The organism is Mycobacterium sp. IDUB_24, from assembly GCF_055419385.1.
Genome location: NZ_JBVAXO010000006.1, coordinates 13091 through 39457 on the forward strand (window position 1 = coordinate 13091; position 26367 = coordinate 39457).

Below are 26367 nucleotides of genomic sequence, written 5' to 3' on the forward strand. Positions count from 1 at the left end.
GCGCAAGGTGTACAGCCGTTATTCGTGAATCTGTCCATCCAGGTAGCGCCACTGGCCGTCGACCCGCTCGAACCGGCTGCGTTCGTGAAGGATGTGGCGGCTGCCGCCATGCACGTACTGGGCGCGGAACTCGACCACGCCCTCGGCGTCATCCTCGCCTCCCGACTCCGTGTCGACGATCTGCAACCGCCGCCAGCTCAGGGTCTCGTCGAGGGTCAGTTCAGCGGGCCGGGTGGCGGGATGCCAGGAGATCAGTAGGTAGCCGGCGTCGCCGATGGCGAACGCGCTGAACCGCGACCGCATCAGTGCGACGGCGGTGGGGGCGTGGCGGGTTCCGGTGTGCAGCGGCCCGCAGCAGTCGTCGTAGGTGCGGCCGGTGCCGCATGGGCAGGGGTTGTCGCTCGACACGCGGTCAAGTATCCCTACGCGTCTCTTACGCCGAAATCGACGTGAGGGCGGTGAATTTTGCCCAACCACGACCCTGGTGTCGATCTCGACGTCGTGAACCGGCCGGTACCGTACTGAAGGTGACCGAACGCCGATTGTTGCTCGTCAACGGACCGAATCTCAACCTGCTGGGCACCCGGCAGCCCGAGATCTACGGGTCCACCACGCTGGCTCAGATCGAGCAGCGGGTGGCCGAGCTGGCCGCCGGGTTGGGCTTCGAGGTCCGCGCCGTGCAGAGCAATCACGAGGGTGCGCTGGTCGACGCCATCCAGGCGGCCCGACAGGACTGCGTCGGCATCATCATCAATCCCGCGGCCTACAGCCACACCTCGGTGGCGATCCGCGATGCGCTCAGCGCCGCCGACCTGCCCGTGGTCGAGATTCACCTGAGCAACATCCACACCCGGGAGTCGTTCCGGCATCACTCCTACGTGTCGGCCGTCGCCCAGGTGGTGATCGCCGGCGCCGGTCCGGCCGGATACGAGTACGCGGTGCGCTACCTGGCGGAGCGGCTCTCGTGATCCAGCCTCCTTCAATCCGGTATGCGGGTTTTCTGACCGCCGCCGAAGGAATCGCCGCGCTGATCATGGCGGTCGTGCTCCTGGTGCGCGCGTTGGGCGGTGCGGACCAGCACATCGTCAGCGGTTACGGCACGGCGATCTGGTTCGTGTTGATCGGTGGTGGGGTGCTCGCCGGCGGCTGGGCGCTGATCACGGCACGACGCTGGGGCCGGGGGATCTCGGTGCTCACCAACCTGCTGTTGCTGCCGGTGGCCTGGTACGTGATCACCTCGCACCACGTGGTGTACGGCGTGCTCGTCGGGCTGCTCGCCCTCGTGACCCTGGGGTTGCTGTTCAGCCCGTCCTCGGTGGACTGGATCACCGGACGCAGCTAGCCGAGTCGCTCGGCAGCCAGCGTCGAGAGCTCGGGGCCCGATACCCGGTAGGTGGTCCACTCCGTCTGCGGCTTGCCGCCCACGGCGTCGTACAGCGCGATGGCGTTGACGTTCCAGTTCAGCACCGCCCAGGTCATCCGGGTGTAGCCGTGTTCGACACATTCGGCAGCCAAGGCGGACAACAGCTTTCGGGCCAGACCGCGGCGCCGGAAGGCCGGACGCACGTAGAGGTCCTCGAGGTAGAGCCCGGCGACGCCGTCCCAGGTGGAGAAGTTCAGGAACCACACCGCGGTCGCGGCAACCTGCCCGTCGACCTCCAGCATGTGTGCGTAGGCCACCGGTCGCTCACCGAAAAGGGCTGTGTGCATCTGCTTTTCGGTGACGGTGCACTCGTCGGAGGCTCGTTCGAACTCAGCCAACTCGCGGATCATCGCGGTGATCTCGACTTCGTCGCCGGGCCGCGCCCGGCGGATCAACTCGCTCATGTCGCCCCTAGCCCAGTCAGGATGGTTCTGAATTTCGTGGTGGTCTCGTCGACTTCGTCGTCGGGATCGGATTCGGCGACAATACCGCCGCCGGCGCTGGCCAGTGCCGTGTATCGATCCGCGGACAACACCGCACAACGGATCGACACCACCCAGCGTCCGTCGCCGCTGCTGTCGCACCAGCCAACGGCGCCCGCGTAGAACCCGCGGTCGCCCTCCAGTTCGCCGATCAGCGTGGCGGCGCGGTCGGTCGGAACTCCGCCGACGGCCGGGGTCGGGTGCAGAGACAGCGCGAGATCGATTGCGGTGGTGCGCTTTTCGCGTAGCCGACCGATCACCGGGGTGCTCAGGTGCCACAGTGCGTCGGTGCCGTGCAGCTCGGGCTCCTCGGCGATCTGCAGGTCCACGCACAGTGGCTCCAGCGCCTGACGCATCATGTCGACCACCAGTTGGTGCTCGTGCCGGTTCTTCGCCGAGGCGGCCAGCGCGGCCGCGTTGGCCGCGTCGACCTCCGGATCGGGCGATCGTGGTGCCGACCCGGCGAACGGCTGGCAGATCACCATCTCGCCCTCGCGCGCCACCAGCAATTCAGGGCTCGCGCCCACCAGCACCGTGCCGGCGTGGGCTTCGCCCGCCGCGGACAGATCCGCCAGGTACACCGTGGCGGCCGGATCGGCGTCGGCCAGTCGGCGTAACACGGCCCGCGCGTCCCACGGTGAATCGGCGGTCAGGCGCAGAGCACGGGCCAGCACCACCTTGTCGATCGGGATTTGTGGATCCCGCAGGCGTCGGATCGCCTCGGCCACCCGCTCGCGGTGCACCGATCCCGGTGGCAGAGTTTCGCGCTCCACTACCGTCGGGGGCGGGTTCACGGGCCATTCGGGCAGCGCGTCGGTGAACCGGACCGTGTCGGGTTCATACAGGGCGGCCGGTGCAGTCGGATCGAATGGCAACGCGCCCAGCACAATTGGTGTTCCAGAGCGCAGCGCTGCCTGTGCGTCGGTGAGGTCGGAGAATCCGGCGCGTACGCCCTCGGCCAGGACCGCCCCGTTCGGCCCGGCCAACACGAACGACGGGTTCACTGCGACAGACACGGGTTGGGGTGACCGGTCAGCCCGAGCGCGGTGATCTGGCGCACGCCATGCTCGAACCCGCACACGGCCAGCGAAGCGGGCACCATCGAGAGTCGGATGCCCTCGGACACCGGCAGTTCCGCCCACCGGGTCAACATCGCGCGGGAGAAGTGCCCGTGCCCGACGAACACGACGTCCCGGGTGGGCAGATGTTCCAGCCCCAACGCGACAGCCCGATCCGCACGGATGCTCACCTGCGCCACGGACTCACCTCCCGGACAACCGTGAGTCCACACCAGCCAGTCGGGCACATTCTCGCGAATCTGCGGAGTCGTCAGTCCCTCGTAGTCGCCGTAATCCCACTCGGCCAGCATCGGGTTGACCTCGTCGACATGCAGGCCGGCCAGCTCGGCGGTGTCCAGCGCGCGGCGCCGCGGGCTGCTGATCACCAGCGGGTCGGTCAACTGCAGTTCGGCGAGTGCCGGGCGGGCCAGGACGGCCTGTTCCCGCCCGGTTTCGGTCAGGTCCTGTTCGGTGCGGCCGGTGTGCCTGCCGATGGCCGACCACTCGGTCTCGCCGTGGCGGAGCAGGATCAGGCGGTGCAGGCGGTCGCTCACACCGGCGATTCTGCCGCACGTACCGGCAATGCCGCCGGGAGCGTGCTTGGATGAAGGTGTGACTCGAGTATTAGCGGTCGCCAATCAAAAGGGTGGGGTAGCCAAGACGACGACGGTGGCGTCGCTGGGTGCGGCGATGTCCGAGCAAGGCAGGCGGGTTCTACTCGTCGATCTGGATCCGCAAGGCTGTCTGACGTTTTCATTGGGCCACGACCCGGACAAACTACCGGTGTCGGTACACGAGGTACTGCTCGGCGACGTCGAGCCGGGGGCCGCGCTGGTCGAGACGGCCGAGGGGATGACGCTGCTGCCGGCCAACATCGATCTGGCCGGATCCGAAGCCATGCTGCTGATGCGGGCCGGGCGGGAGTATGCACTCAAACGGGCCCTGGCCAAGGTCGAATCCGATTTCGACGTCGTGATCATCGATTGCCCGCCGTCACTGGGCGTGCTGACGCTCAACGGTCTGACGGCCGCGAACGAGGTGATCGTGCCGCTGCAGTGTGAAACCCTGGCGCACCGTGGCGTGGGCCAGTTCATGCGCACGATTTCCGACGTGCAGCAGATCACCAATCCCGAACTGACGCTGCTGGGCGCGCTGCCCACGCTCTACGATTCGCGCACCACCCACAGTCGTGACGTACTGCTCGATGTCGCGGACCGGTACGAGCTGCCGGTGCTGGCCCCGCCGATCCCGCGTACGGTCCGGTTCGCCGAGGCCAGCGCATCGGGATCCTCGGTGCTGGCCGGCCGCAAGAGCAAAGGTGGGCTGGCCTATCGCGAGCTGGCCCAGGCCCTGCTCAAACACTGGAAGTCCGGCAAGAAGCTGCCGACATTCACACCTGAGGTGGTGTAGGTACAGCCATGGCTTCGGTGTTACGGTCCGCGACGGCCACCGACCAGGGTCCGGTGCGGGCCAGCAACCAGGATTCTCTGCTCGCCGACGGCATTCTGTACGCGGTGGCCGACGGTTTCGGTCCCGACGGTGATCACGCCAGCCGGATCGCGGTGGAGGCGCTGGCCGCCGGTTTCGCCGCCGCACCTGACCGCGACGGGTTGATCGGCGCGGTCCAGCAGGCCAACGAACAGGTTTTCGCGCATGTCAGCGCATCGGGCACCAGTTCGGGCACAACGCTGACCGTGGTGGCAGTCTTCGGCGAAGATCAGGGCGGGCCGCTGGCCGTCAACATCGGGGATTCGCCGCTGAACCGGATTCGCGATGGCGTCATGAGCCAGCTGACCAACGACCACAGTGTTTCCGGCGAGTTGGTGCGTGCCGGTGAGATCACCCGCGAGGAGGCCCGCTTCCACCCGCACCGCCATCTGCTGACCCGGGCGCTCGGTATCGGTCCGGTCATCCGGCCCGATCTGTTCGATCTGGACTGCCGTCCCGGAGACCGGTTGTTGATCAGCAGTGACGGACTGTTCGCCGGAGCCGAGGATGCCGATATTCTGAGCGCGGCCGCAACCGACGAGCCTGAGGTCGCGGCGCAGCGGCTGGTCCAGGTCGCCAACGACGCAGGCGGCAGTGACAACACCACGGTGATCGTGATCGATATCGGCTGAGCCCCGCCCGGGTCAGGTCGCGCCGAGGGCCACGAGTTGCGTGCCGCGTTGTTCGAGCACGGTGTCCCCGGCCACCGCCGGCACCACCGGTGACACGCTCGGTGTGCGCGGCAGGGCGATGTGGCGCCGGCCGGCCCCGGTTGCTTGATCGAAGACGTCGTAACCGTCGCTGACCGGAACCAGCAGCTGGCCGGCCATCACCGTGGCGGGTCCGACCGGAAGGTGCGGTCCCGACGGGGTGACGGTGAACTTGTACTGGAGGCCGGAGCCGCCGGTGGTGCTGAAGACCAGCACCGAGTCGCCGGTCCACCAGGTGATCAGGTCTCCGGCGCGGGTGGTGGTCGACTGCGGCGCCGCCGGCTTGGCCAGCGGCAGGCTGGCGAGCGTCTTTCCGGTCTCGTCGATGACGTTGACCATCGGCCTCGGCGTGGGCAGGTACACCGCGGTGGTGGTGCCTGACACCGCGATCACCTTGGCCCCGGATTCGTCTGTGATGTCCTGCAGTTCGACGTAGCGCACGTCGGGAGTGTCTTCTTCGTCGGCCGGACGCAGCAGCGTCAACCTGACGAACTTGCTCTTCGGGCACGATTCCAGCACCGAGACCGCCGAGGAACTCGCGGCCGCCGACAGCTGGCGGCAAACCGGCGAGGCCGGCACGTCGGGCTTGATGCGGGCGTCCAGCGCACCGTAGGACAGCATCCGGACCATGTCCGAGCGCCACAGCTCGAGGCGACTGTCCCCGGCGGAGAGCACCGTGGAGCCGTCGGACGACAGCTGCACCTCGGGGTCGGCGTAGGCGGTGCGGGCGGGTCCACGCGTGCCGGACTTGCCGTCGACCGTGCTGACCTGTCCGCAGCCGCGAACATCGGGATACACCGCGACCGCGTACTGGTACACCGACGTCACGCCGCACAGTTCGAGGTCGCGGGCATAGCTCCACAGAACTGCGCCGCTGACGGGATCGCGGCCTTCGACGGTGGAACCATCGGCGGTCACCACCGAGCCGCCGGCGAGCACAGGCTGAGTGGTCTTCGGGCTGCCGGCCGCCCACAGCTGCTGCAGACCGGCCGGAATCTCGTGGGCCGGCGTCAGGTAGGGAACGGGTGCGGCAGCGGGTCTGCTGATGGTTGCCCGCGCGTCACTGGTCCACCAGATCAGGCCGGCCGCCAGTGCGACGATCGCGACGATTGCCGCCGCGGCAGCGATGTCGCCGCGGGTGCGGCGTTCGGGTTTGACCACTGACCGGTCTTGCCTGGCGTGAGCCGGTCAGCCGGCCGTTGCGGTCTCGGTCTTGCGGGGACGGCGCCGACGTCGGCGCCGTCCGGCGGACGACACGTCGTCGGCGGTGTCTGCCGACTCGGTCACCGGTGCGGAATCGGTGACCTCCGGAGCCGCGGCTGCGGCGCCTTCGGGATGCCCGGTGCCTGCCTCACCACCGCGGGTACGGCGACGGTTGCGGGACCTGGTCTTGGCCGGCCGGCCCTCGGAGTCCGCCGAGGAGATGCGCTTCTCGTCGGCACTGCGCTTGGCCACAGGCTTGCGCGCTTCACCGATCCGGCCGGTCACGTCGCTCGGGATACCCAGCTCCTCATAGATATGCGGCGAGCTGGAATAGGTTTCAGCGGGATCAGGGCAACCCAGGTTGAGCGCCTTGTCGATCGTCTCCCAGCGGGTCAGTTCGTCCCAGTCGACCAGGGTGATGGCGACACCGGTCTTGCCGGCCCGGCCGGTGCGGCCGATGCGGTGCACGTAGGCCTGCTCGTCCTCGGGGCACTGGTAGTTGATGACGTGCGTGACGTCGTCGATGTCGATACCGCGTGCCGCGACATCGGTGGCGACCAGAACGTCGACGGTTCCCGTGCGGAACGACTTAAGTGCCTTCTCGCGGGCGCCCTGGCCCAGGTCGCCGTGCACGGCGTCGACCTTGAATCCGCGCTCGGCGAGTTCGTCGGACACCTTCTGCGCGGTGCGCTTGGTGCGGGTGAAGATCATCGTGGCGCCGCGGCCGTCGGCCTGCAGGATCCGGCTCACCAGCTCCGACTTGTCCAGGGCATGGGCCCGGTAGGCGAACTGTTCGGTGGTGTCGTGGGTGGCCGCCGAGTGCGGGGCCTCGGCCCGGATGTGGGTCGGCTGGTTCATGAACGTGCGGGCCAGCGTGATGATCGGGTCCGGCATGGTGGCCGAGAACAGCATTGACTGCCGGTCGTCGGGGGTCAGCCGCAGAATGCGCTCGATGTCGGGTAGGAAGCCCAGATCAAGCATCTCGTCGGCTTCGTCGAGCACCAGCACGGACAGTCCGCCCAGCTGCAGGTGGCCCTGCTGGGCCAGGTCGAGCAGCCGGCCCGGGGTGCCGACGACGACGTCGACGCCCTTGCGCAGTGCCTCGATCTGGGACTCGTAGGGCCGGCCGCCGTAGATCGACGTCACGGAGAATTTCCGCTTGGCGCCGGTGTCAGCGTCCACCATCAAATGGCGAGCCGCTCCGGCGAGATCGCCATAGACCTGGATGCAGAGCTCACGGGTGGGCACGACGATCAGGGCCCGGGGGGTGCCGTTGAGCGGGCGGGTCGCATCGGTGGAGATGCGATGCAGCAGCGGGATCCCGAAGGCATAGGTCTTGCCCATACCGGTGCGGGCCTGACCGATCAGATCGTCGCCGGCCAGTGCCAGCGGGAGGGTCAGTTCTTGGATGGCAAAGGGGTGTTCGATGCCTTCTTCAGACAGTGCACGGACGATTTCGTCGCGGACGCCGAGTTCGGCAAACGTTTTATTCAGATGAGTCATGGTGGGTGGAGGTGGCCTTTCACTGTCAAACCTCATGGGCATCCAGCGCACACGAGTTTGACGGTGAAGCGGTCGGGTTCGCCCGGATACGGTCGTATCCGTCGGCGCTGCCGATCCGCTGGGCCCAGCTCCACAGGGGCGGGCCAACTGCGTGCACGCACATTTCCTGGTAGCGGTTCGGGGGCCGAAAATAGTCGGCTCGAAGCGGTTACCAGATGCCATTGTAGCTGGTCGCGGGATATCGGCCGATTTGCCAGCAGATCACGGTGTCCCAGCGGCGTCTAGAGTTGGCCTCATGAATTCGCCTCAGCCTGCCGCGGAACGGATCGTCGAACCGGTCGAGGCTGGCGTGACTGCGGACCATCCCGGGGTCAACGAGCTGTTCGCGGTGCTGGCCTACGGCGAGGTCGCCGCGTTCTACCGGCTTACCGACGAGGCACGCATGGCGCCGAATCTGCGTGGCCGGATCAACTTGGCGAGTATGGCCGCGGCTGAGATGGGTCACTATGAGTTGTTGCGGGATGCGTTGGAACACAGGGGAGTTGACGTCGTTCCGGCGATGACGAAGTACGCCTCGGCGCTGGAGAACTATCACCGGATGACCACCCCCAGCACCTGGCTGGAGGCGTTGGTCAAGACCTACATCGGCGATGCGCTGGCCGCGGACTTCTACCTGGAGATCGCTGATGCGTTGCCGGAGGACGTGGCCGGCGTGGTGCGCTCGGTGCTGTCCGAAACCGGGCACTCGCAGTTCGTCGTCGCCGAGGTGCGCGCGGCCGTCACGGCCAGCGACCGTCAGCGGCACCGGCTGGCGCTGTGGGCGCGTCGTCTGCTCGGCGAGGCCGTTACCCAGGCGCAGTTCGTCCTGGCCGATCATGACGAACTCGTCGACTTGGTCATGTCCAGCGGTGAGGGTCTCACCCAGTTGGCCGAGTTCTTCGGCCGGCTGCAGAACACCCACCAGTCCCGGATGCAGGAACTGGGCCTGGCGTAGTACCCGCCTGACCCAGTCCGTCACTGCTTGGTTTCCGCTACTGCGTGCAGGTGGTGATCATCGTGTTGTTGGCCTGCGCGACGATCACGGCGCCCGATGCGTCGGTGATCGAGCAGTTGAGCTGACCGGCGACGCTCGTCGCGGTCACCGACTTGAGCTGGACACCGGGATTGAGCACCACGGTCTTGGCCCAGGGCAGTGCAACATTGATGTCGGTCTGCAGTGCGCCCTGCGCATCGGTGTAGACGATCGTCACCAGGTCGATGAGCTGCCGGTTGCCGGTAACCCGGTACGTGATGGTGTTCGGGCTCACCGTGGCTGCGGGCGGGGCCGCTTCAGCCGGCGGGGCGGCGGGCACGGGCGCCGCGGTGGCACTGGGCGACGGAGTCACGGTGGTCACGGTTTCGGGGGAGAGCGGTGCCGTCGGTGCGGCGCGCGGCGGGACCGGCTTGGAGGTCGCGTCCTGGGCCGGTTGGGTGGTCTGTGTCGCCGATGGGGAGGTGAGGCCGGCCGATACCGAACCGCTGTCCCCGCCGCCGAGGATCACCACGGTGCAGATCACCGCGACCAGCAGGATCGCGCCGGCCACGCCGGCCACCCAGATCCAGCGCCGGTCGATGGGGTCCTCGTAGAACGTGACCTCGTCGTCGTAATCCGCGTCGTAGTTGTCGTAATCGGCCGAGTAGTCGGTCCCCGGGTCGGGGGCGTAGCCCTCGGGGGCATGGCCGGAGTACCCGCCCGGCTCATAAGGGTGGTCCCCGAAGCGCTCGGTCGGAGTGGTGTCATACGGCGAATAATGCCTGGTCATGCGGCTGTCCCAGTCGTCTCGTCCAATATCGAAACTGATGCTATCGAGGCGGAAGTGACAGATGAGGTCGAGCTCGGTTCGTGTCGGTCACGGTCCGGACTCGGTTCGGTATCTGTGTTTCGCGCACGGCGTACCTCCGGTCCAGCCCCGCTCGCGGCGGGCGGGCTCGGCTGTCCACTAGCCTGCTCAGGGAAGTCGACAAACGTTGTGAGAAAGAAAGAAGGGTCCAGCGTGGAGGTCAAAATCGGTGTCACGGACAGCCCTCGCGAGCTGACCTTCAACAGCGCGCAGACACCCACCGAGGTGGAGCAGCAGGTCAACGACGCACTCGCCAAGGAGTCGGGTGTGCTGGCGTTGACCGATGAGAAGGGCCGGCGGTTTCTGGTGCAGAACAGCCGGATCGCCTATGTCGAGATCGGCGCCGCTGACGTGCGCCGGGTCGGCTTCGGGATTGGTGTGGAATCTGCCGGAGCATCCGCCCCAGCGGTCTAGGACCGGGTGAGTGGCACGTGTGACAGTCCGCCCCAGGCGAACTGCACCGTGCCATCCACGGCGGTATTCCGGTCGATCGGCCGGTCATTGGTCAGCCAGTATCGCGCCGAGTCGACGCTGATCGCCACCAATCCGACCGCGATCATCCTGGCGCGGTGCGCCTCCAGGCCGGAATCGCGGCTGATCAGATCAAACACCGCGTCGGTGCAGGCCTCGGTCGCCACCTTCACCTGAGACGCCACCTGCGGCTCGCTGACGTAGTCGTTCTCGAAGATCAGCCGGTACCCCTGGCTGTCATGCTCGATGAAATCGAAGAACGCCTCGACCGCGGCGCGCAGCCGCTGCCGGTTGTCGGTGGTGGTGCGCAGGGCTTGGCGCACACCGGACACCAGGTTGTCGACGTGGCGTTGCAGTACTGCCAGATACAACTCGAGCTTCGACGAGAAGTGTTGGTACAGAACAGGTTTGCTCACACCTGCGCGGTCCGCGATCTCGTCCATCCCCGCCGCGTGGTACCCACGTTCGACGAAAACCTCGCTGGCGGCTGCCAACAGCTGTCCCCGCCGTTCATCACGAGGCAGGCGGTTGCCGCGTCGACCACCGGTCGGCGGCTTGTCGCCTCTCCTCTCGGCGGTGTTGGCGAGATCGCTCATCAGGTCCTCAATCTGTATTCCTCTGGCGCACTTGGACATGTTCATCCGAGCCGCTGATCGCACCGACACTACTACCGTGACGCGCACTGCTGCCGCGCGGTCGATGCGAAACGGGCATGGATTTCGAAATGACACCGGCGAGGTCACGGCATAGCTGCGCTCAGAACCGATCCACAGGAGTCTGTGCCATTCTGGTCCCGTGACCTACGACCCGGGACGTCGCGGGGGTGGCCGTGTCCCGGCGCTGCGCAATGAGTGGCGGGAGCCGCTCCGCGCTCAGCGCGATCCGATTGCCGCTGATTCAGGACGCGCCAGATCCAATCGGGACGACCACCAGCAGTGGCGTAAGCAGACTTGGATCGGCCGTTTCGTGTCCACGTACGGCTGGCGCGCGTATGCGTTGCCGGTGCTCATCGTGCTGACCGTGGTGGTGATGTACCAGACCGTCACCGGCACGAGCGTCTCGCAGTCCGCCCAGGAAGAAGAGGGCCCGGTGCAGGGCCCGCCCACCATCGACGTGGCCTCCACCTCGATCATCGGCGCGCCGCCCAAGGGCCTGACCCAGTTCGACGCGAACCTGCCGACCGGGATTCTGCCTGCCGGCGGCCAGTTCACCGAGGCCGGGACCCGGACCTGGCGGATCGTTCCGGGGGCCGCCCCCAAGATCGGTGAGGGCACCACGAAGTCGTTCACCTACACCGTCGAGGTCGAGGACGGTGTGGACACCACCTCGTTCGGCGGTGACGAAGGTTTCGGCCGGATGGTCAGCGAGACCCTGGCCAATCCGAAGAGCTGGACGCACAACGGTCTGTTCGCCTTCACCCGGGTGGACGAGACCAGCGGTGTCGAACCCGATTTCCGGGTGTCGCTGACCTCCCCGATGACAGTCCGGGAGGGCTGTGGCTACGACATCGAGCTGGAATCGTCGTGCTACAACCCGTCGTTCGACGGGCATCAGCCCCGGGTCTTCGTCAACGAGGCCCGCTGGGTACGCGGCGCGGTGCCGTTCCAGGGGGACATCGGGTCCTACCGCCAGTACCTGATCAACCATGAGGTTGGTCACGCCATCGGATACCAGCGGCACGAGGCCTGTGAGGGCAACGGAAAGCTGGCGCCGATCATGATGCAGCAGACGTTCTCCACCTCGAACGACGACGCCGCCAAGTTCGACCCCGGAACGGTCAAGGCCGACGGCCTGACCTGCAAATTCAACCCCTGGCCGTACCCGATCGCCTGACCGCTGCCGCCGAGGTGGATTCTCCGGGCGAGTGGGCATCGAGACCCGTAGCGGATAGCTGGTGCGCACGATCGCGGTAGCCGGAGCACGGGAAGCATCGGCACCGGATTACCGTTGTGTGTACGAGCAGCTGGGACGATGAACTGACCAGAAAAACTGAGGAGACATCCGGTGTCCGCGAATTTGGACGTGTCGTTACCGCCGTTGGTCGAGCCGGCCGCCGAGCTGACGCGTGAAGAGGTGACGCGCTACAGCCGGCACCTGATCATTCCGGACGTCGGTGTGATCGGGCAGAAGCGGCTGAAGAACGCCAAGGTGCTGGTGATCGGGGCCGGTGGGCTCGGCTCACCGACCTTGCTCTACCTGGCTGCGGCGGGGGTGGGCACCATCGGCATCGTCGAGTTCGACGTGGTCGACGAGTCCAACCTGCAGCGGCAGATCATCCACGGGCAGTCCGACATCGGCCGGTCCAAGGCGCAGAGCGCCAGGGATTCGGTTCTGGAGATCAACCCGCTGGTGACGGTGAATCTGCATGAGTTCCGGTTGGAACCCGACAATGCGGTGGAGCTGTTCAGCCAGTACGACCTGATCCTGGACGGCACCGACAACTTCGCCACCCGATATCTGGTCAACGACGCCGCGGTGCTGGCCGGCAAGCCCTACGTATGGGGTTCGATCTACCGGTTCGAAGGCCAGGTGTCGGTGTTCTGGGAGGACGCCCCCGACGGGCTGGGCCTGAACTACCGCGACCTCTATCCCGAGCCGCCGCCACCGGGCATGGTGCCCTCGTGCGCCGAAGGCGGGGTGCTGGGCATCCTGTGCGCCTCGATCGCGTCGGTGATGGGTACCGAGGCAATCAAGCTCATCACGGGAATCGGCGAGCCACTGCTCGGCCGGCTGATGGTGTACGACGCGCTGGACATGACCTACCGCACCATCCGAATCCGCAAAGACCCGGCGACTCCCAAGATCACCGAGTTGATCGATTACGAGGCGTTCTGCGGCGTGGTGTCGGACGCTGCTGCCGAGGCCGCTGCCGGATCGACGGTCACCCCGCTGGAGCTCAAGGAACTCATCGACTCCGGGAAACCGTTGGCGCTGATCGATGTCCGCGAGCCCGTCGAGTGGGATATCAATCACATCGAGGGCGCCGAGCTCATCCCGAAGCCGACGTTCGAATCGGGTGACGCATTGGCCAAGCTCCCGGTGGACCGAACACCGGTGCTGTACTGCAAAACCGGAATACGGTCCGCAGAGGTGCTCGCCATCGTCAAGAAGGCCGGATTTTCCGACGCGGTGCACCTGCAGGGCGGAATTGTGGCCTGGGCCAAGCAACTCGAGCCCGACATGGTGATGTACTGACGACTGGTTTGCCGGTCAACACCTTAGGCTGAGGCTGTGACTGTGGAACGGCCGCCGGAACATGTGCTGGCGGCGTTCGGCCTGTCCGGGGTACGCCCGGTACCGCTCGGCTCAGGCTGGGAGGGTGGCTGGCGCTGCGGCGAAGTGGTGATGTCGATGGTGCCCGAGCACGCCCGTGCGGCGTGGTCGGCCAAGGTTCGGGAATCGCTGTTCATCGACGGCGTGCGGCTGGCCCGCCCGGTCCGCTCGACGGACGGACGCTACGTGGTCGCCGGGTGGCGTGCCGACACCTTCGTCGCCGGCACGCCCGAGCCCCGTCACGACGAGGTGGTGTCGGCCGCGGTCCGGTTGCATGAGGCCACCGCGAAATTGGAGCGACCACGCTTCCTCACCCAACCGCCCGTCGCGCCATGGGCCGACGTCGACGTGTTCATTGCCGCCGACCGGGCGGCCTGGGAGGACCGGCCGCTGCATTCGTTGCCGCCCGGCGCCAGGGTCTCGCCCGGGTCGTCGGATGGCCAGCGCTCGGTCGAGCTGATCAATCAGTTGGCCGGCCTGCGCAGGCCGACCAAGAGCGCGAGTCAACTGGTCCACGGTGACCTTTACGGCACAGTGCTTTTCGCCGGAACGGCCGCGCCTGGAATCACCGACATCACCCCCTACTGGCGGCCTGCTCCGTGGGCCGCAGGCGTGGTGGTGATCGACGCGCTGTCCTGGGGCGACGCCGATGACGGATTGGTCGAGCGGTGGCAGTCGCTGCCCGAATGGCCGCAGATGTTGTTGCGGGCGTTGATGTTCCGCCTGGCCGTACACGCGCTGCACCCGCGATCCACCGCCGCGGCCTTCCCTGGCCTGGCGCGCACGGCTGCGCTCATCCGGCTGATCCTTTAGCTCCCTTCTCTCGCGGTCAAGTGAGCGTGTAGCTGATCGGAAGGTGTTTGAGCCCGCCGACGAAAGTTGTGGCCAGCAGTTCGGGTCGGCCGGTCAGTTCCACCGAGGTCAGCCGGGGGAGAAGTTCGCTGAAGAAGCTGTGAATCTCCATGCGGGCCAAGGCCGCACCTAAACAGAAGTGAACGCCGTGGCCAAATGCCAGATGCCGGTTCGGATCGCGCCTGACATCGAATCGGAATGGCTCCACGAAGACGTCTTCATCGCGGTTGGCCGATACGTAGGACAGGAGCACAGATTCTCCCGCTGCGATGGCTACGTCGTGAATCATGGTGTCCTTCACGGCGGTCCGCATGAATGCGGTGACCGGGGTGACCCAGCGGGTCATCTCCTCGACGGCCAGCGGCATTGCACTCATGTCGTCGCGCAATACAGCGCGCTGGTCTGGATTCTCGATGAGAGCGCGTAAGCCACCAGAAATCGTCGCACTGGTGGTGTCGTGCCCAGCAGTGGCAATGATCAGGTAGTAGGACAGTGTCTCGATGTCGCTGAGTAGCTCACCGTCGATGCGGGCATTGGCGATGGTCGAGGCCAAGTCCTCTGTCGGATTCTTGCGGCGCGCTGCGGTCAATGCCGTGAAGTACTCGAACATCTCCATCAGAGCGGGCAGGTTGTCTTGCGCTCGGGTGCCGCGTTTGTACTCGTCGTCGTTGCTTCCGAACAACTCCTGCGTCAACTTCAAGAGGAACGGGAAGTCAGATTCCGGCAGTCCGAGTAGGGACATGATCACGTACAACGGGTAGTTGACTGCGACCCGCTGAACGAAATCGCAATTACCTCCGGCTGCGCGCATCTCGTCGACGTAGACCTTCGCCAGTTCGCCGATTCGGGCCTGCATGGCGCGCATTGCCTTTGGCCGGAACCATTCCGCGGCGATCGCCCGCACCTTGCGGTGTTGGTCGCCGTCAAGGTGCACCAAGGAGCTGACACCCGCCTGCGCGTGGACCTCATCGGATTCGGCGGTTCCCAACATCGGTCGGGGCGAATTCGTGAAAAGAGTGTTGGCACGCTCGATCTCGGTCACGTCGGCATGTTTCGTGATCGCCCAGAAGGGGTGGTAACCGGGCACATCCACCCACGCCACCGGGGCGTTCGCGCGCAGATGCGCCAACGCGGCGTGCAGTCGGGAATGATCGGTGTGGGCGGTCGGATCTGCCAGCACGTTGGCGGCGGCATCAACGGTTGACCTACTCATACGCAGCGCCTCGGCCAGCACAGTGCGGCCGGTTCTCGTTCATAAGCACTACAATGTAGAATGCCATTCTACCAATCGCAACAGTTATCCACTGATCAAGGGTAATTTCATGGCCGACATGTACCGCGTCGATCTGCATGTCCACATCACGCCAAGGTGAGTGCTGAAGGTCAACGATCTGGGAAGGGGCCGTGTAGTGAGCGATCTGTCAGGCAGGAAGAATCCACGCATTCTCACCGAGGTACGAAGTGGTGCACCGAATCTCGGCGTCGAGGCGCAGGAGAAGGTGAAGCCGGTCCTTATCTGGGCCGTCCTCGGCGGCGCGATCCTGGCCTTTCAGGTGTACGTGTGGATCCGGTGGATCACCGGGCCGTATTTCGAGCGCGTGCACGCCGGGCCAACCGATCCGCCCACCTTGATGAAGGTGGTGCTGACAGCGAACACCGTCGTTCTCCTGGTGCTCCTGCCGGTCAGTATCTGGTGGTTCCTCATCAGGCCGTGGCGCCGCGAGCGCCGAATCACCTTGGACGGCATGCTGATGGTGTCGATGGGCTTGATGTTTTTCCAGGATCCGCTACTGAACTACGTCAACACGTGGTGTACCTACAACACCTGGCTGTGGAATCGGGGCGCCTGGTCATCGAACATCCCCGGATGGGTGTCGCCGGAGGAACCGGGCCATCAGGTGCCCGAACCCCTCCTGTCGAATGTGGCGGGCTACCTGGGCGGAATGGTCCTGATCACCATCGCCGGATGTTGGGTCATGCGCAAGATCAAAGCGCGTTGGCCTGGCATCAGCAATAGTCGGCTGATCCTCGTGACCTACGCGATCGCCATTGTCTTCGACTTCGTCATGGAGGGCTGCATCCTTCTGCCCAGCGGGCTGTTCACCTATCCCGGTGCGATCCAGTCGCTCTCGATCAACGCCGGCCACTACTACCAGTGGCCGATTTACGAAGGGCTGATGTGGGGCGGTGTCCAGGCAGCCCTGTGCTGTCTGCGCTACTTCACCGACGATCGTGGCCGGACCATTGCCGAGCGCGGACTCGACCAGATCCGCGGCGGAGTCGTGAAGCAGCAGATCGTCCGCTTCTTGGCGATCTTCGGTGCGGTCAGCGCGTGCTTCTTCGTGTTCTACAACATCCCTGCGATGTGGATCGGCACGCAGTCCGACCCTTGGCCCGAGGATCACCTCAAGCGCTCCTACCTCAACGGTGGCCTGTGCGGCGACGGGACCGATCGGCCTTGCCCTGACCACGTTCTTCCGTTGCCCTCCAAACACTCTGGCTATGTCAACATCGACGGCGAATTCGTGTTGCCCGACGGCGCTGAGTTTCCGAAGACGGTGCCGATCGAGGGCGCAAACTGAGCGCCAGTCGCCGCCGCAATCGACTGGACCGACGTGGATCATGGAGTGGTCGATCCGGAGCTGTCCTCACTCCCGCGCTGAATTCTCGACGATGATTTCGCAGGCGGCGTCATAGAACGCGCTGATGAGGGTGGAAAAGGACAGCTGAAAGGGGTAGACCATGTGCACGTCCAGGGGCTCGAGGTCCCACCCCGGTAGGACAGGCACGATGCTGCCATCGCGCAGCTCGTTGGTGCAGATGATCTGGTTGGGCATCGCGCCGACTCCCAGCCCATGAAGGATGTACTGCTTGCAAACTTGAAAGCTGTTGGCACGAGCGCGGACCGCGGGCGCGAGCTCGTGACGGCGCTTGTGCCTGGCAACCGTGAGCTTGCGTTGGGCGTCGCGAAAGCCGAAGTCAATGAACGGCAGTGAGTTCAGTTGTGCCGGAACGGTAAGTGGCTCAGCCAACTGTTGTACGAAATCCGGTGAGGCGCACAGGAACAGTTCAAGACTGAAGACCTTCCGCGAGATCAGTGTCGAATCCTGCAGCGGTCCGATTCCGAACACCACGTCGAATCCGTCAGTGATCGGGTGGACCATGTCGTCGACCAGCTGAATGTCGAGCCGAGAGTGGGGATACCGCTGTAGGAACGACGCCCCCACCCGGGACGCATAGTCAGTGCCGACAAAGACCGGCATGGCAACCCGCAGCTCACCCTGTGGCTCTTGCCTACTGCTTTCGACCAACGCACGAACGTTGTTGGCCTCGGTGAGGATCTTCGCCCCGTGGTCGTAGATCTTCTTGCCGAGGTCGGTGACCGTCAGCTGATGGGTGTTCATGCGCAGCAGTTTGATGCCGAGATCGGCCTCCAACTTGCTGAGCTTGCGACTGACCGTCGATTTGGGCATGCCGAGCAACGCGGACGCTTTCGACAAACTGCGGCATTCGACCACCTTGCCGAATATCAGCAGCGCGTCCACGTCAAAAGGAAGGCTCTGCTCCACGGCGGTGAGTGTTCCAGATATGCAACAGCCTGTTGCGCTTTCGGCCCTTTCTGGGCGCATTTGTCAAGTGCTACGTTCGACCCCTAGGCCTGATGGGAGCCCTCTCGTGAGTACTGAAGCCCTGGTCACAAAGCCGGCAAGCGGGCATTGGACAGACGCGTATCCGGAACTGGGTCGTGGTCCGGTTTCCCTTGAAGACTGCGTCTCCGTGGAGTTCTACGAGAAGGAACGTGAGCACGTCTTCAAGAAGACTTGGCTCTACATGGGGCGGGTCGAGCGAATACTCAAGTCGGGCAGCTACTTCACCCGCGAACTGAAATTCCTCAACACTTCGATCATCGTCGTGCGGGGCAAGGACGGCGCGGTCCGGGCCCTGCACAACGTCTGTCCACACCGCGGCAACAAAATGTTGTGGGAGGACGACCCTTTCCGGGAGGTAGAGGGCCGCGCGCCACTGCTGTACTGCCGCTTCCACGGCTGGCGCTACAAGCTCGACGGCTCGCTGCACTCAGCCACGAGGAAGGATCTCCTCCTGGATTTTGATGCCGACAGCTGCCGGGTGCCTGCGATTCAATGCGAAGTCTGGGAAGGCTTCATCTTCGTCAATCTCAACCCCGACAACACCGAGTCGGTGCGGGACTACCTCGGCGACCTCGCGCATGGCATCGAAGGCTATCCCTTTGCCGGGCCGCACCAGGTCTACCGATTCAACGCCGAGTTGCAATGCAACTGGAAGATCTTCCTCGATGGCTTCGCCGAGAGCTACCACGGCCCGTATCTCCACGCCTCGTCGTTCGGGGCGGTCACGGCGGAAGCCAGGGAAGCGTTCGATCAGCCGAACCCGTTTACCGATGCCTTGTCCTACCGGCTCAACGGTCCGCACCGGACGTACTCGTTCGCCGGCGAACCATCGCAGAAGACTCCGTACTCCAAGCCCATCGAATGTGTGATGGAAGCCAGCGCTGCCGGACCGTGGAACAAGCGCGCCGATCGCGGGCCGCTGCCGTCGGGGCTCAATCCCACCCGCTCCGAGAAATACGGCTTCGACTCGTATCAGTTCTTCCCCAACTTCATTCTGATCTTCGGCGCCTCCGGCTACACGATCCACACCCATTGGCCCACCGGGCCGCACTCCCACATCTTCGAAACCGAGATGTATTACCAGCCGCCGACCACGCACAAGGAACGGCTGGGTCAGGAGCTGACGGTGACGTTCCTCAACGACATCATCCTGGAAGACGCCAGCCCATCTGAAGGATTGCAGGCGATGCTCAACAGCGGCGCTCTGACCCACTTCACGATGAACGACGAGGAAATCCTGCTGCGTCATCTGCACAAGGTGGTCGGCGATTATGTCGAGGCCGGCGAGAGGGCGGGCCGATGAACACCGCACTGCCACCTGAGTTCTCGCAACTCGAACATCTCGTGGCCGACTGGTCCATCGAAGACGGACACGAGCGTTATGTGAAGCGCGTGAACAGTTCCATGGACGAGATTCAGGCGTTCTACGACCAGGTGTTTCCCCACGCCGAGGAAGCGGTCGCCTACATCGACAAGTTCGACTATGCCGAACCACTCCCAGAGGACGTGGCCAATCTTCGTAACCTGCTGTACTCGCTGATCACCGTTTCGCTTGCGGTCGAGTTGTGGAGGCAACCTCGCGTAAAACATTCGGCCAATACCATTCTCACGAGAGTCAGCTGAACCATGGCACTTACTTCGGCACAATTGGACGTCGTCGACGTCGCTCCGCGGATCGGTAGTGAAATCAGAATCGACCTCGAGACCCTGTTGAGCGGCCGAGAGGCCATGAACATCCGCGCGACGCTCGAGCAGCGTGGAGTGGTCTACTTCCGCGGCTTACAGATCGGTGACGACGAGCAGGTATCCATCGCCAAAACCCTCGGCAACCTCGTGCAGAACGAGGGGGCGGAGGGCATCTACAAGATCTCCCTCGATGACAAGGTGAATGAACGCGCCAAGTATCTGAAGGGCTCGCTGTTCTGGCACTTCGACGGATCACTGCAGCCTTATCCGAATCTGGCGACGCTGCTGCGGGCGGTCAAGCTCTCCGAGACCGGCGGAGAGACGGAGTTCTGCAACACCTACGCCTCCTACGACGACTTGCCGCAGGCCGACAAGGACCTCATCGCGGATCTTCGCGTCGTGCACAGTGCCGAGCGGTCGCAGTACTACGTCACGCCGGAGATGAGCTACGACGAGATCACGTTCTGGCAAAAGTCCCCGACGAAGACCTGCCCGATGGTGTGGACGCACCAGTCTGACCGCAAGTCACTGCTGCTCGGCGCCACGGCGGATTACGTCATCGGTCTCTCGGTTGAGGAAAGCCGAGCTTTGCTTGCGCGCCTGCGTGATTGGGCTACTCAGCCGCAGTACGTCTATCGCCACCAGTGGCAAGCCGGCGACCTTCTCATCTGGGACAACACCGGGACCATGCACCGGGCGCTCCCGTATGCCGTCGACAGCGGCCGGCTCATGCATCGCACGATCCTCGCGGGCGAAGAGCCGCTGGTGTGAGACTCGGCATCGCCACGCCCGTCGTCACCAATGTCGCCGGCGCACCGTTGACATGGGAGAAGACGGCAACGATCGAGGATATCGGTCGTGTTGCGGAGACCGCGGATCGGCTCGGATATCACCATATGACCTGCAGCGAACATATTGGCCTGCCTTCGACCGAGACGGCACGCAGGGGAGCCCGCTATTGGGATCCGCTCGCTACGTTCGGATACGTCGCGGCCCGCACCACGGTGATCAGGTTCGCCACCATGACGCTCGTGCTGGGATATCATCACCCGTTGGCAATCGTAAAGCGTTACGGGACACTGGATCATGTCAGCAATGGGCGGTTGATCCTCGGGCTCGGGGTCGGCTCGTTGAATCAGGAGTTCGACCTTCTGGGCGCCCCGTTCGATGATCGTGGCCCCCGAGGTGACGATGCCTTGCGCGCGTTGCGAGCGGCGCTGCCGAGCAATGAGCCGACGTATGACGGCGAGTTCTATTCGTTCGGTGGTCTCACGGTCGATCCCTGTGCGCTACAGCTACACGTGCCGATGTGGATCGGCGGCCGTACGAAGCGGTCGTTGCGGCGGGCCGTCACCCTCGCTGATGGATGGTGTCCGTACTACGTTTCGATGAAGACTGCATCAGAGTGGCTGAAAACCTTTGAGCTGCCTGCTGATTTCGAGGTGATTATGCCTGCCGAGGAACCCCTCGATCCCGTGCGGAACCCGGAGGCGACTGTGGAAACCCTGGAGCGGATGGCCAAGTGTGGCACCACGATCCTTTCTGCCAGATTCGTCCATCACTCACTTGGGCACTACCTCGAGCAGGTTCACGCCCTGGCCGAGCTCAACAAATGACTCAGAGACACAGCCGGAGGTACACATCATGACCGTTGACGCCACCAACGACGTCTATTACGACCCGTGGGATGTCGACCTCAACGCCGACCCGTATCCGATGTTCAAGCGGCTGCGGGACAATGCACCGCTCTATTACAACGAGGAACATGACTTCTACGCGCTGAGCCGGTTCGACGATGTCAACCGCGCGCTGGTCGATCATCAGACTTTCAGCTCCGCCAAAGGCGTGGTGATCGAGATATTGAAGGCCGATATCGAGATTCCGCCCGGCACCCTGATATTCGAGGACCCGCCGATCCACGACATCCACCGCAATCTTCTCTCGCGGGCCTTCACACCGCGCAAGATGAATGGCCTCGAACCGTTGATCCGTGAGTTCACTGCGCGGTGCCTGGACCCTCTTGTCGGCGGTGACGAGTTCGACTTCGTCAAGCATCTGGGTTCGGTCATGCCGTTGCGGGTGGTCGGCATGCTGTTCGGCATTCCCGAGCATTTCCAGAGGATCGTCCAGGAACAAGCAGGAATCATCCGCACCGAACGCGGCGAAAAGCTGGACCATTCCGAAGGAATGACCGATGGCCAGGTGTTCGCCGAGTTCATCGACTGGCGGGTGGCCAACCCTTCCGACGACCTCACCTCAGAACTCCTGGAGGCCGAGTTCGAAGACGAAACCGGTGCACGTCGCCGATTGAGTCGCGACGAACTCCTGATGTTCATGAACGTCGTCTCCGTCGCGGGTGCCGAGACGACCACCCGATTGATCGGCTGGACGGGAAAGCTGTTGTCGGAGCACCCCGATCAACGACGCCGACTGGCCGCCGACCGGTCACTGCTGCCCAAAGCCATCGAAGAAATCCTGAGGTACGAACCGCCTGCGTTGCAGGCGGCGCGGTACGTGACCCGCGATGTGGACTATTACGGGCAGACCGTTCCGGCGGGCAGTGCCGTGCTGACGTTGATCGGGGCGGCCAACCGCGACGACACGCGATTCGGCGCCGACGCAGAGAATTTCGATGTCGGTCGGGCGCCGCGGCAGCACCTGACCTTCGGGGTCGGTGCGCACTACTGCCTCGGCAACGCGTTGGCGCGTCTCGAAGGGCGCATCGCCCTCGACGAGATCATGAATCGCTTCCCCGACTGGGAGGTCGACCTCGACAAGGCCGTCTTCTCCTCGTCGTCGGCGGTGCGCGGTTGGGACAGCATGCCGGCACGGATCTGAGCAGCTTCCGATGCGCCGATCAGGCAGTGATGGGTGCGCGGCCACCACTTCGGCGGGTGGCCAATAGCCCTGCATCCCTGACTGTTTCGCCGTAGTAGGCAAGCCGCGCGGCGGTCAGGGCTGGTGGAAGTCCCAGCAACGTCAGGGCGACCACCGGAATGCCGTTGGGGCCGAAGACGGGTGCGGTCACCATCACCACGTTGTACGAGGCGCCGGGGTCCAGCGACCCCAGTGGTTGGTAGTGGTCCGGCTCGAAGGAGGCAGCCCAGCCGCGACTGCGGACTTCGTCGAGGACTGACTCCATCTGTACCCGGTCGTCGGCTTCGGCCAGCCATCCGCCGGCATCCTTCCATGCAACGAAGACCGCTCCCACCGGCGGTGAGAGGGGAATGCGCTGGCCGGCATAGGCCTCGATATCACGCGGGCGGTGCTCACCCATTCGTCCCAGGAAGACGATGTCGTCGCCGGCGTCTGCAGTGACGGCCACACTCAACTCGAGTTCGGCGCTGAGTCGCTGCGCCTCGTCGTTCGCGCAGGCGATGGCCGGATGTGATTGCAGCGCAGCGTTTCCAAGGGCCACCACCGAGGCGCCGAGACTGTAGGTCCGCAACCTGGGGTGGCGGACGACGTAACCCGCGTCTTCCAGCGCATTGAGCAGCGCATGGGTCGAGGCGAGATTGATGTCCAGGCGTCCGCTGATGTCGGACAGCGTGAATTGTTCCGGTGCATTGGCCGCCAAGAAGTTGAGCACTTCGACAGAACGTGTTGCCGAGAGTGCAGGCCGTGCCATAAGCTCAAATATACAAAAGATAATTCGATATTGCAAAAGGCCATCACATGCAGCTCGACCTGATCTACGAATTTCAGCCCAAGGTGAAGCCGTGGGACAAGCCGTTTCCCTACGGGCAGCGTGAGGCCGAGCAGCGGACCTACGACGAGGCCATCGCCGAGATTCAGTACGCCGACCGACTGGGGTTCAACACCGCCTGGGTGGTGGAACACCACTTTCGTGAGGGCCGATCCGCAAGCCCTTGCAACGAGGCGATACTCGGTGGGCTCGCCTTGAGTACCGAGCAGATCAGACTGGGCTTCGGCGTCACCCTGACGCCCTTCGGATTCGGCCACCCGGCCCGGCTGGCAGAGAAGGTTGCCACCGTGGACGTGCTGAGCCACGGCCGGGTCGAGTGGGGTACCGGGCGCTCGACTCCTATGGAGCAGACCGCATTCGGTGTGCCCACCGATGACCGGTCGCGGGACCAATCGCGTGAGGCCATCGAGATCGTGGTCAAGATGTGGGAGAACGAGCGCCTGGGCTGGGACAGTGAGAACCTGAAATTTCCCGAGAGATTCCAGACGCCCAAGCCGTATCAGGATCCCCATCCGCCGGTATGGCAGGCGGCGGCGAGCCAGAGCAGCGCCGTCCAATGCGGAGAACAGGGCCTGGGCCTGTTGTCGCTGTCGATCTTCCAGCCTGTCGAGAAAGTGGCCGAGACGATCGCGATGTACCGGGCGGCCGCAGCCTCGGCCAAGACAGAGAACCAGCTGACCAGGGTGAGGAACAACAAGGTCGCGGTTTACACACTGGTTCACGTCTACGACGACGCCAAGGAAGCCGCGGACTACGGGTTGTGGGAGTCGGTGACGTGGTGGTACCGCAATCTCGCCGAGTTCCAGTTGAAATGGGAGCTTGCCCATCTACCGGATGCGGCCAAGGAAAAGGCCTTCCCGGCCTTGGAGGCGATCCGCAGAGGCGACGTCCCGATCTCGCATTACCAGGACCAGGACATGATCATCGTCGGGACCGCCGAAGAGTGCCTGCGCAAGATCCTGCGGTACGAGGAAGCCGGGGTGGATCAATTGCTCTGCTACGTTCAGTTCGGGGACCTGCCGCACGACAAGGTGATGCGCACCCTGGAACTGCTCAGCAACGACATCATGCCCAGACTCGCCGAGCGGGGCCATCAACTGTCCGCCTCCGTGAATGCCTGAGGGGCAAGATGATTGATCTGGGATTGGCGGGCAAGGGTGCCCTGGTCTCCGGTGCGGGCTTCCTTCCGGAACGCGCGGGGCATGGGCGGCTGACTTCGCTGAAGCTGGCTGAAGCGGGGGCGAGGGTCGCCTGTGTCGACATCGATGCCGGCCGGGCCGCGGGGATTGTCGATGAGATCGAAGCGGCTGGGGGAGAGGCGTTCCCGGTCACCGCGGACATGACCGATCCGGTGCAGGTGCAGCGCGCTGTCGACGAGGCTGCCGATGCACTGGGATCGATCGATGCGTGCGTCGACATCATCGGCGGGGCGCGCTGGGGAAAGTCGGAGACGATCACCCTGCCGGACTGGGACTGGTCGATCAAGAACAACCTCAGCCAGGTCTTCTATCTGTTCCAGACCGTGGGGCGCAAGATGATCGAGCAGGGCACCGGCGGCTCCATCGTCGCCCTGGCGTCTGCGGACGGGATCAACGCCGCGGCGATGCACGCGCCCTATGGGGCCGCAAAGGCGGGCGTCATCTCGCTGGCCAAGACCTTCGCCCAAGAGTTGGGACAGCACGGTATTCGGGTCAATGCGGTGGCGCCGGGTAACGTCGGGCTGGGCAACGAGGACTGGCCCGAAGGACAGTGGGCCGTCAACAATGTCAATCCACTCGCGCCACCGCGCACTCGCGACATCGCCAACGCCGTGCTCTTTTTGGTGTCTTCACTCGCCGAGCGTGTGACCGGGCAGACGCTGATCGTCGATGGTGGTGCCATCATCCGCGATCTCTGGGGGATGCACGAGAAGATGCTCGAGCGCTTCTCCTGCGGCGATTACGACTAGGGACGGCAGGCCTCACGTGAGGGAACGAATCGAGGACGTCGGCCCCTTCCTGGGGGGAATTGCCTGGCCGGCGACGGACGCCATCCCGTACCCACGCGCGGATCCCACGCAGGCCAGGCGGTTGCCCGCAGACACCTGGCTGGCGGCACAGCTACCTGCCGGTGTCCGCCTGGAGATGATCGGTGACGCAGCCGGCCTCGAGGTTGAATACACAACGCAGACGGGCGAACTCGGTTACCGCGGAGATGGTGCGGGGCGAACCTTCAGTGTCTGGCGTGGCGGTAGGCAGATCGACGAGCAGCCCGCCAGGCTCGGCCAGGGCACCGTGCGGCTTGAGCTCGGGCATGGCATGGACCGGGCGATCGTCTATCTTCCGGAAGGTATGAAGCCGACGGTGACGAGCTTGCGCGCCTTGAGTGGCGAGATCGAACCGGCTCCGACGCAGCCACGTTGGATCGCCTACGGCGATTCGATCACCGAGGGCTGGTCGGCGAGTTCTCCTGCGCGAAGCTGGGTGGCCATCGTCGGGCGGGAGTGTGGTCTGGACGTCCTGAACCTTGGCTACGCCGGATCGGCCCGTGGGGAGATCGCGGTTGCCGAGCAGATTGCGGCGCTCGACCTAGATGTCATCTCGGTGGCGTACGGCACGAACTGTTGGGCCACGATCCCGCATTCGGTCGACATGGTGCGCTCGAACACGGGGGCCTTTCTGAGCATCGCCCGGTCGGCACACCCCGAGGTACCGATCGTCGTCGTGAGCCCGATCATCCGACCCGATGCAGAGCTGACGCCCAATCGTCTGGGCGCCACACATGCCGATCTGCGATCGGCTGTGGAGCAGGCGGTACTTGCCACCCGGGACTCGTTCACCATCCTCGTGCGCGGCCGCAACCTCGTGCCCCCCGAGATGTTTTCTGACGGAATACATCCCGACGATGCGGGCCACCAACTGCTGGCTCACACGATTGGCAATGAGCTGCGAGAGGTGATGCCGGCGGCCCGGAAATGACACTGGAGCGGGCGAGATGACCGTT

The 26367-nt window shown here is 64.6% G+C and carries 29 protein-coding genes; 18 read left to right on the forward strand and 11 right to left on the reverse strand.

Annotation, left to right across the window (positions count from 1 at the left end):
• Nucleotides 1-18 precede the first annotated feature (18 nt).
• A complete protein-coding gene (locus ACZYZF_RS20380; protein WP_463836641.1) occupies nucleotides 19-408 on the reverse strand; it encodes a YchJ family protein in 390 nt (129 codons plus the stop codon).
• Between the two features lie 119 nt (nucleotides 409-527).
• On the opposite strand from ACZYZF_RS20380, the gene aroQ reads away from it, so the two are divergent.
• Nucleotides 528-968 (forward strand): type II 3-dehydroquinate dehydratase, encoded by a 441-nt coding sequence (gene aroQ / locus ACZYZF_RS20385; RefSeq protein WP_463744596.1) that lies wholly within the window; start codon nucleotides 528-530, stop codon nucleotides 966-968.
• Nucleotides 965-1342, forward strand: coding sequence for a hypothetical protein (locus tag ACZYZF_RS20390; RefSeq protein ID WP_463744595.1), 378 nt, complete (start codon nucleotides 965-967; stop codon nucleotides 1340-1342). The genes aroQ and ACZYZF_RS20390 overlap by 4 nt, the downstream gene beginning before the upstream one ends.
• On the opposite strand, the gene ACZYZF_RS20395 is transcribed toward ACZYZF_RS20390, so the two are convergent.
• The 3 genes from ACZYZF_RS20395 to ACZYZF_RS20405 are packed head-to-tail and all read right to left on the reverse strand — an operon-like array spanning nucleotide 1339 to nucleotide 3517.
• Nucleotides 1339-1827 carry an N-acetyltransferase family protein gene (locus ACZYZF_RS20395; protein ID WP_463744594.1) on the reverse strand — a complete coding sequence of 163 codons (489 nt, stop codon included), beginning with the start codon at nucleotides 1825-1827 and terminating at the stop codon, nucleotides 1339-1341. The genes ACZYZF_RS20390 and ACZYZF_RS20395 overlap by 4 nt on opposite strands.
• A complete protein-coding gene (locus ACZYZF_RS20400) occupies nucleotides 1824-2921 on the reverse strand; it encodes an isochorismate synthase (RefSeq protein WP_463744593.1) in 1098 nt (365 codons plus the stop codon). Before ACZYZF_RS20400 ends, ACZYZF_RS20395 begins: the two co-directional genes overlap by 4 nt.
• The gene (locus ACZYZF_RS20405; RefSeq protein ID WP_463744592.1) at nucleotides 2906-3517 is read right to left on the reverse strand and encodes an acid phosphatase; all 612 of its coding nucleotides are present in this window, start codon (nucleotides 3515-3517) and stop codon (nucleotides 2906-2908) included. Before ACZYZF_RS20405 ends, ACZYZF_RS20400 begins: the two co-directional genes overlap by 16 nt.
• A gap of 28 nt (nucleotides 3518-3545) precedes the next feature.
• Between ACZYZF_RS20405 and ACZYZF_RS20410 the strand changes: the two genes are divergently transcribed.
• Complete coding sequence (locus tag ACZYZF_RS20410) at nucleotides 3546-4373, forward strand: ParA family protein (protein ID WP_463744591.1); 828 nt, start codon at nucleotides 3546-3548, stop codon at nucleotides 4371-4373.
• 8 nt (nucleotides 4374-4381) lie between these two features.
• Complete coding sequence (locus ACZYZF_RS20415) at nucleotides 4382-5083, forward strand: PP2C family protein-serine/threonine phosphatase (RefSeq protein WP_463744590.1); 702 nt, start codon at nucleotides 4382-4384, stop codon at nucleotides 5081-5083.
• A gap of 12 nt (nucleotides 5084-5095) precedes the next feature.
• On the opposite strand, the gene ACZYZF_RS20420 is transcribed toward ACZYZF_RS20415, so the two are convergent.
• Together ACZYZF_RS20420 and ACZYZF_RS20425 are read right to left on the reverse strand one after the other, a co-directional pair.
• The gene (locus tag ACZYZF_RS20420; protein ID WP_463744589.1) at nucleotides 5096-6322 is read right to left on the reverse strand and encodes an Rv3212 family protein; all 1227 of its coding nucleotides are present in this window, start codon (nucleotides 6320-6322) and stop codon (nucleotides 5096-5098) included.
• Nucleotides 6323-6349: 27 nt separating this feature from the next.
• Nucleotides 6350-7867, reverse strand: coding sequence for a DEAD/DEAH box helicase (locus tag ACZYZF_RS20425; protein WP_463744588.1), 1518 nt, complete (start codon nucleotides 7865-7867; stop codon nucleotides 6350-6352).
• A gap of 295 nt (nucleotides 7868-8162) precedes the next feature.
• Between ACZYZF_RS20425 and ACZYZF_RS20430 the strand changes: the two genes are divergently transcribed.
• Nucleotides 8163-8861, forward strand: coding sequence for a ferritin-like fold-containing protein (locus ACZYZF_RS20430; RefSeq protein WP_463744587.1), 699 nt, complete (start codon nucleotides 8163-8165; stop codon nucleotides 8859-8861).
• A gap of 37 nt (nucleotides 8862-8898) precedes the next feature.
• On the opposite strand, the gene ACZYZF_RS20435 is transcribed toward ACZYZF_RS20430, so the two are convergent.
• A complete protein-coding gene (locus ACZYZF_RS20435) occupies nucleotides 8899-9669 on the reverse strand; it encodes an MmpS family transport accessory protein (protein ID WP_463744586.1) in 771 nt (256 codons plus the stop codon).
• 231 nt (nucleotides 9670-9900) lie between these two features.
• Between ACZYZF_RS20435 and ACZYZF_RS20440 the strand changes: the two genes are divergently transcribed.
• Nucleotides 9901-10161, forward strand: coding sequence for a DUF3107 domain-containing protein (locus tag ACZYZF_RS20440; protein WP_463744585.1), 261 nt, complete (start codon nucleotides 9901-9903; stop codon nucleotides 10159-10161).
• Here the strand turns inward: ACZYZF_RS20440 and ACZYZF_RS20445 are convergent.
• A complete protein-coding gene (locus tag ACZYZF_RS20445) occupies nucleotides 10158-10814 on the reverse strand; it encodes a TetR/AcrR family transcriptional regulator (protein WP_463744584.1) in 657 nt (218 codons plus the stop codon). The genes ACZYZF_RS20440 and ACZYZF_RS20445 overlap by 4 nt on opposite strands.
• Nucleotides 10815-11013: 199 nt before the next feature.
• Here ACZYZF_RS20445 and ACZYZF_RS20450 point away from each other — a divergent pair, with 199 nt between their 5' ends.
• The 3 genes from ACZYZF_RS20450 (at nucleotide 11014) to ACZYZF_RS20460 (ending at nucleotide 14304) form a co-directional block, all read left to right on the forward strand.
• On the forward strand, nucleotides 11014-12051 hold the full coding sequence (locus ACZYZF_RS20450; protein WP_463744583.1) for a DUF3152 domain-containing protein: 1038 nt from the start codon (nucleotides 11014-11016) through the stop codon (nucleotides 12049-12051).
• A gap of 183 nt (nucleotides 12052-12234) precedes the next feature.
• On the forward strand, nucleotides 12235-13413 hold the full coding sequence (moeZ, locus tag ACZYZF_RS20455) for an adenylyltransferase/sulfurtransferase MoeZ (RefSeq protein ID WP_088304606.1): 1179 nt from the start codon (nucleotides 12235-12237) through the stop codon (nucleotides 13411-13413).
• Between the two features lie 36 nt (nucleotides 13414-13449).
• The gene (locus tag ACZYZF_RS20460) at nucleotides 13450-14304 is read left to right on the forward strand and encodes a TIGR02569 family protein (protein ID WP_463744582.1); all 855 of its coding nucleotides are present in this window, start codon (nucleotides 13450-13452) and stop codon (nucleotides 14302-14304) included.
• Between the two features lie 16 nt (nucleotides 14305-14320).
• On the opposite strand, the gene ACZYZF_RS20465 is transcribed toward ACZYZF_RS20460, so the two are convergent.
• Nucleotides 14321-15556, reverse strand: coding sequence for a cytochrome P450 (locus ACZYZF_RS20465; protein WP_463836642.1), 1236 nt, complete (start codon nucleotides 15554-15556; stop codon nucleotides 14321-14323).
• 196 nt (nucleotides 15557-15752) lie between these two features.
• On the opposite strand from ACZYZF_RS20465, the gene ACZYZF_RS20470 reads away from it, so the two are divergent.
• Nucleotides 15753-16925 (forward strand): spirocyclase AveC family protein, encoded by a 1173-nt coding sequence (locus tag ACZYZF_RS20470; protein WP_463836643.1) that lies wholly within the window; start codon nucleotides 15753-15755, stop codon nucleotides 16923-16925.
• A gap of 66 nt (nucleotides 16926-16991) precedes the next feature.
• Here the strand turns inward: ACZYZF_RS20470 and ACZYZF_RS20475 are convergent, their stop codons facing one another.
• Nucleotides 16992-17912 carry a LysR family transcriptional regulator gene (locus ACZYZF_RS20475; RefSeq protein ID WP_463836644.1) on the reverse strand — a complete coding sequence of 307 codons (921 nt, stop codon included), beginning with the start codon at nucleotides 17910-17912 and terminating at the stop codon, nucleotides 16992-16994.
• A 106-nt stretch (nucleotides 17913-18018) separates the two neighbouring features.
• Here ACZYZF_RS20475 and ACZYZF_RS20480 point away from each other — a divergent pair, with 106 nt between their 5' ends.
• From ACZYZF_RS20480 to ACZYZF_RS20500, 5 genes are read left to right on the forward strand one after another with little or no spacing between them, the layout of a single operon-like run.
• Nucleotides 18019-19296 (forward strand): aromatic ring-hydroxylating oxygenase subunit alpha, encoded by a 1278-nt coding sequence (locus ACZYZF_RS20480; protein ID WP_463836645.1) that lies wholly within the window; start codon nucleotides 18019-18021, stop codon nucleotides 19294-19296.
• Nucleotides 19293-19616 (forward strand): hypothetical protein, encoded by a 324-nt coding sequence (locus tag ACZYZF_RS20485; protein WP_463836646.1) that lies wholly within the window; start codon nucleotides 19293-19295, stop codon nucleotides 19614-19616. The genes ACZYZF_RS20480 and ACZYZF_RS20485 overlap by 4 nt, the downstream gene beginning before the upstream one ends.
• Nucleotides 19617-19619: 3 nt before the next feature.
• The gene (locus tag ACZYZF_RS20490; protein WP_463836647.1) at nucleotides 19620-20450 is read left to right on the forward strand and encodes a TauD/TfdA dioxygenase family protein; all 831 of its coding nucleotides are present in this window, start codon (nucleotides 19620-19622) and stop codon (nucleotides 20448-20450) included.
• The gene (locus ACZYZF_RS20495; protein ID WP_463836648.1) at nucleotides 20447-21295 is read left to right on the forward strand and encodes a TIGR03619 family F420-dependent LLM class oxidoreductase; all 849 of its coding nucleotides are present in this window, start codon (nucleotides 20447-20449) and stop codon (nucleotides 21293-21295) included. Before ACZYZF_RS20490 ends, ACZYZF_RS20495 begins: the two co-directional genes overlap by 4 nt.
• A 28-nt stretch (nucleotides 21296-21323) precedes the next feature.
• A complete protein-coding gene (locus ACZYZF_RS20500) occupies nucleotides 21324-22517 on the forward strand; it encodes a cytochrome P450 (protein ID WP_463836649.1) in 1194 nt (397 codons plus the stop codon).
• A 19-nt stretch (nucleotides 22518-22536) separates the two neighbouring features.
• On the opposite strand, the gene ACZYZF_RS20505 is transcribed toward ACZYZF_RS20500, so the two are convergent.
• Nucleotides 22537-23307 (reverse strand): IclR family transcriptional regulator, encoded by a 771-nt coding sequence (locus ACZYZF_RS20505; RefSeq protein ID WP_463836650.1) that lies wholly within the window; start codon nucleotides 23305-23307, stop codon nucleotides 22537-22539.
• A 47-nt stretch (nucleotides 23308-23354) separates the two neighbouring features.
• Between ACZYZF_RS20505 and ACZYZF_RS20510 the strand changes: the two genes are divergently transcribed.
• The 3 genes from ACZYZF_RS20510 to ACZYZF_RS20520 are packed head-to-tail and all read left to right on the forward strand — an operon-like array spanning nucleotide 23355 to nucleotide 26342.
• Complete coding sequence (locus ACZYZF_RS20510; protein WP_463836651.1) at nucleotides 23355-24506, forward strand: LLM class flavin-dependent oxidoreductase; 1152 nt, start codon at nucleotides 23355-23357, stop codon at nucleotides 24504-24506.
• 8 nt (nucleotides 24507-24514) lie between these two features.
• On the forward strand, nucleotides 24515-25333 hold the full coding sequence (locus ACZYZF_RS20515; RefSeq protein WP_463836652.1) for an SDR family NAD(P)-dependent oxidoreductase: 819 nt from the start codon (nucleotides 24515-24517) through the stop codon (nucleotides 25331-25333).
• Between the two features lie 16 nt (nucleotides 25334-25349).
• A complete protein-coding gene (locus ACZYZF_RS20520) occupies nucleotides 25350-26342 on the forward strand; it encodes a GDSL-type esterase/lipase family protein (RefSeq protein ID WP_463836653.1) in 993 nt (330 codons plus the stop codon).
• The last annotated feature ends 25 nt before the right edge of the window (nucleotides 26343-26367 follow it).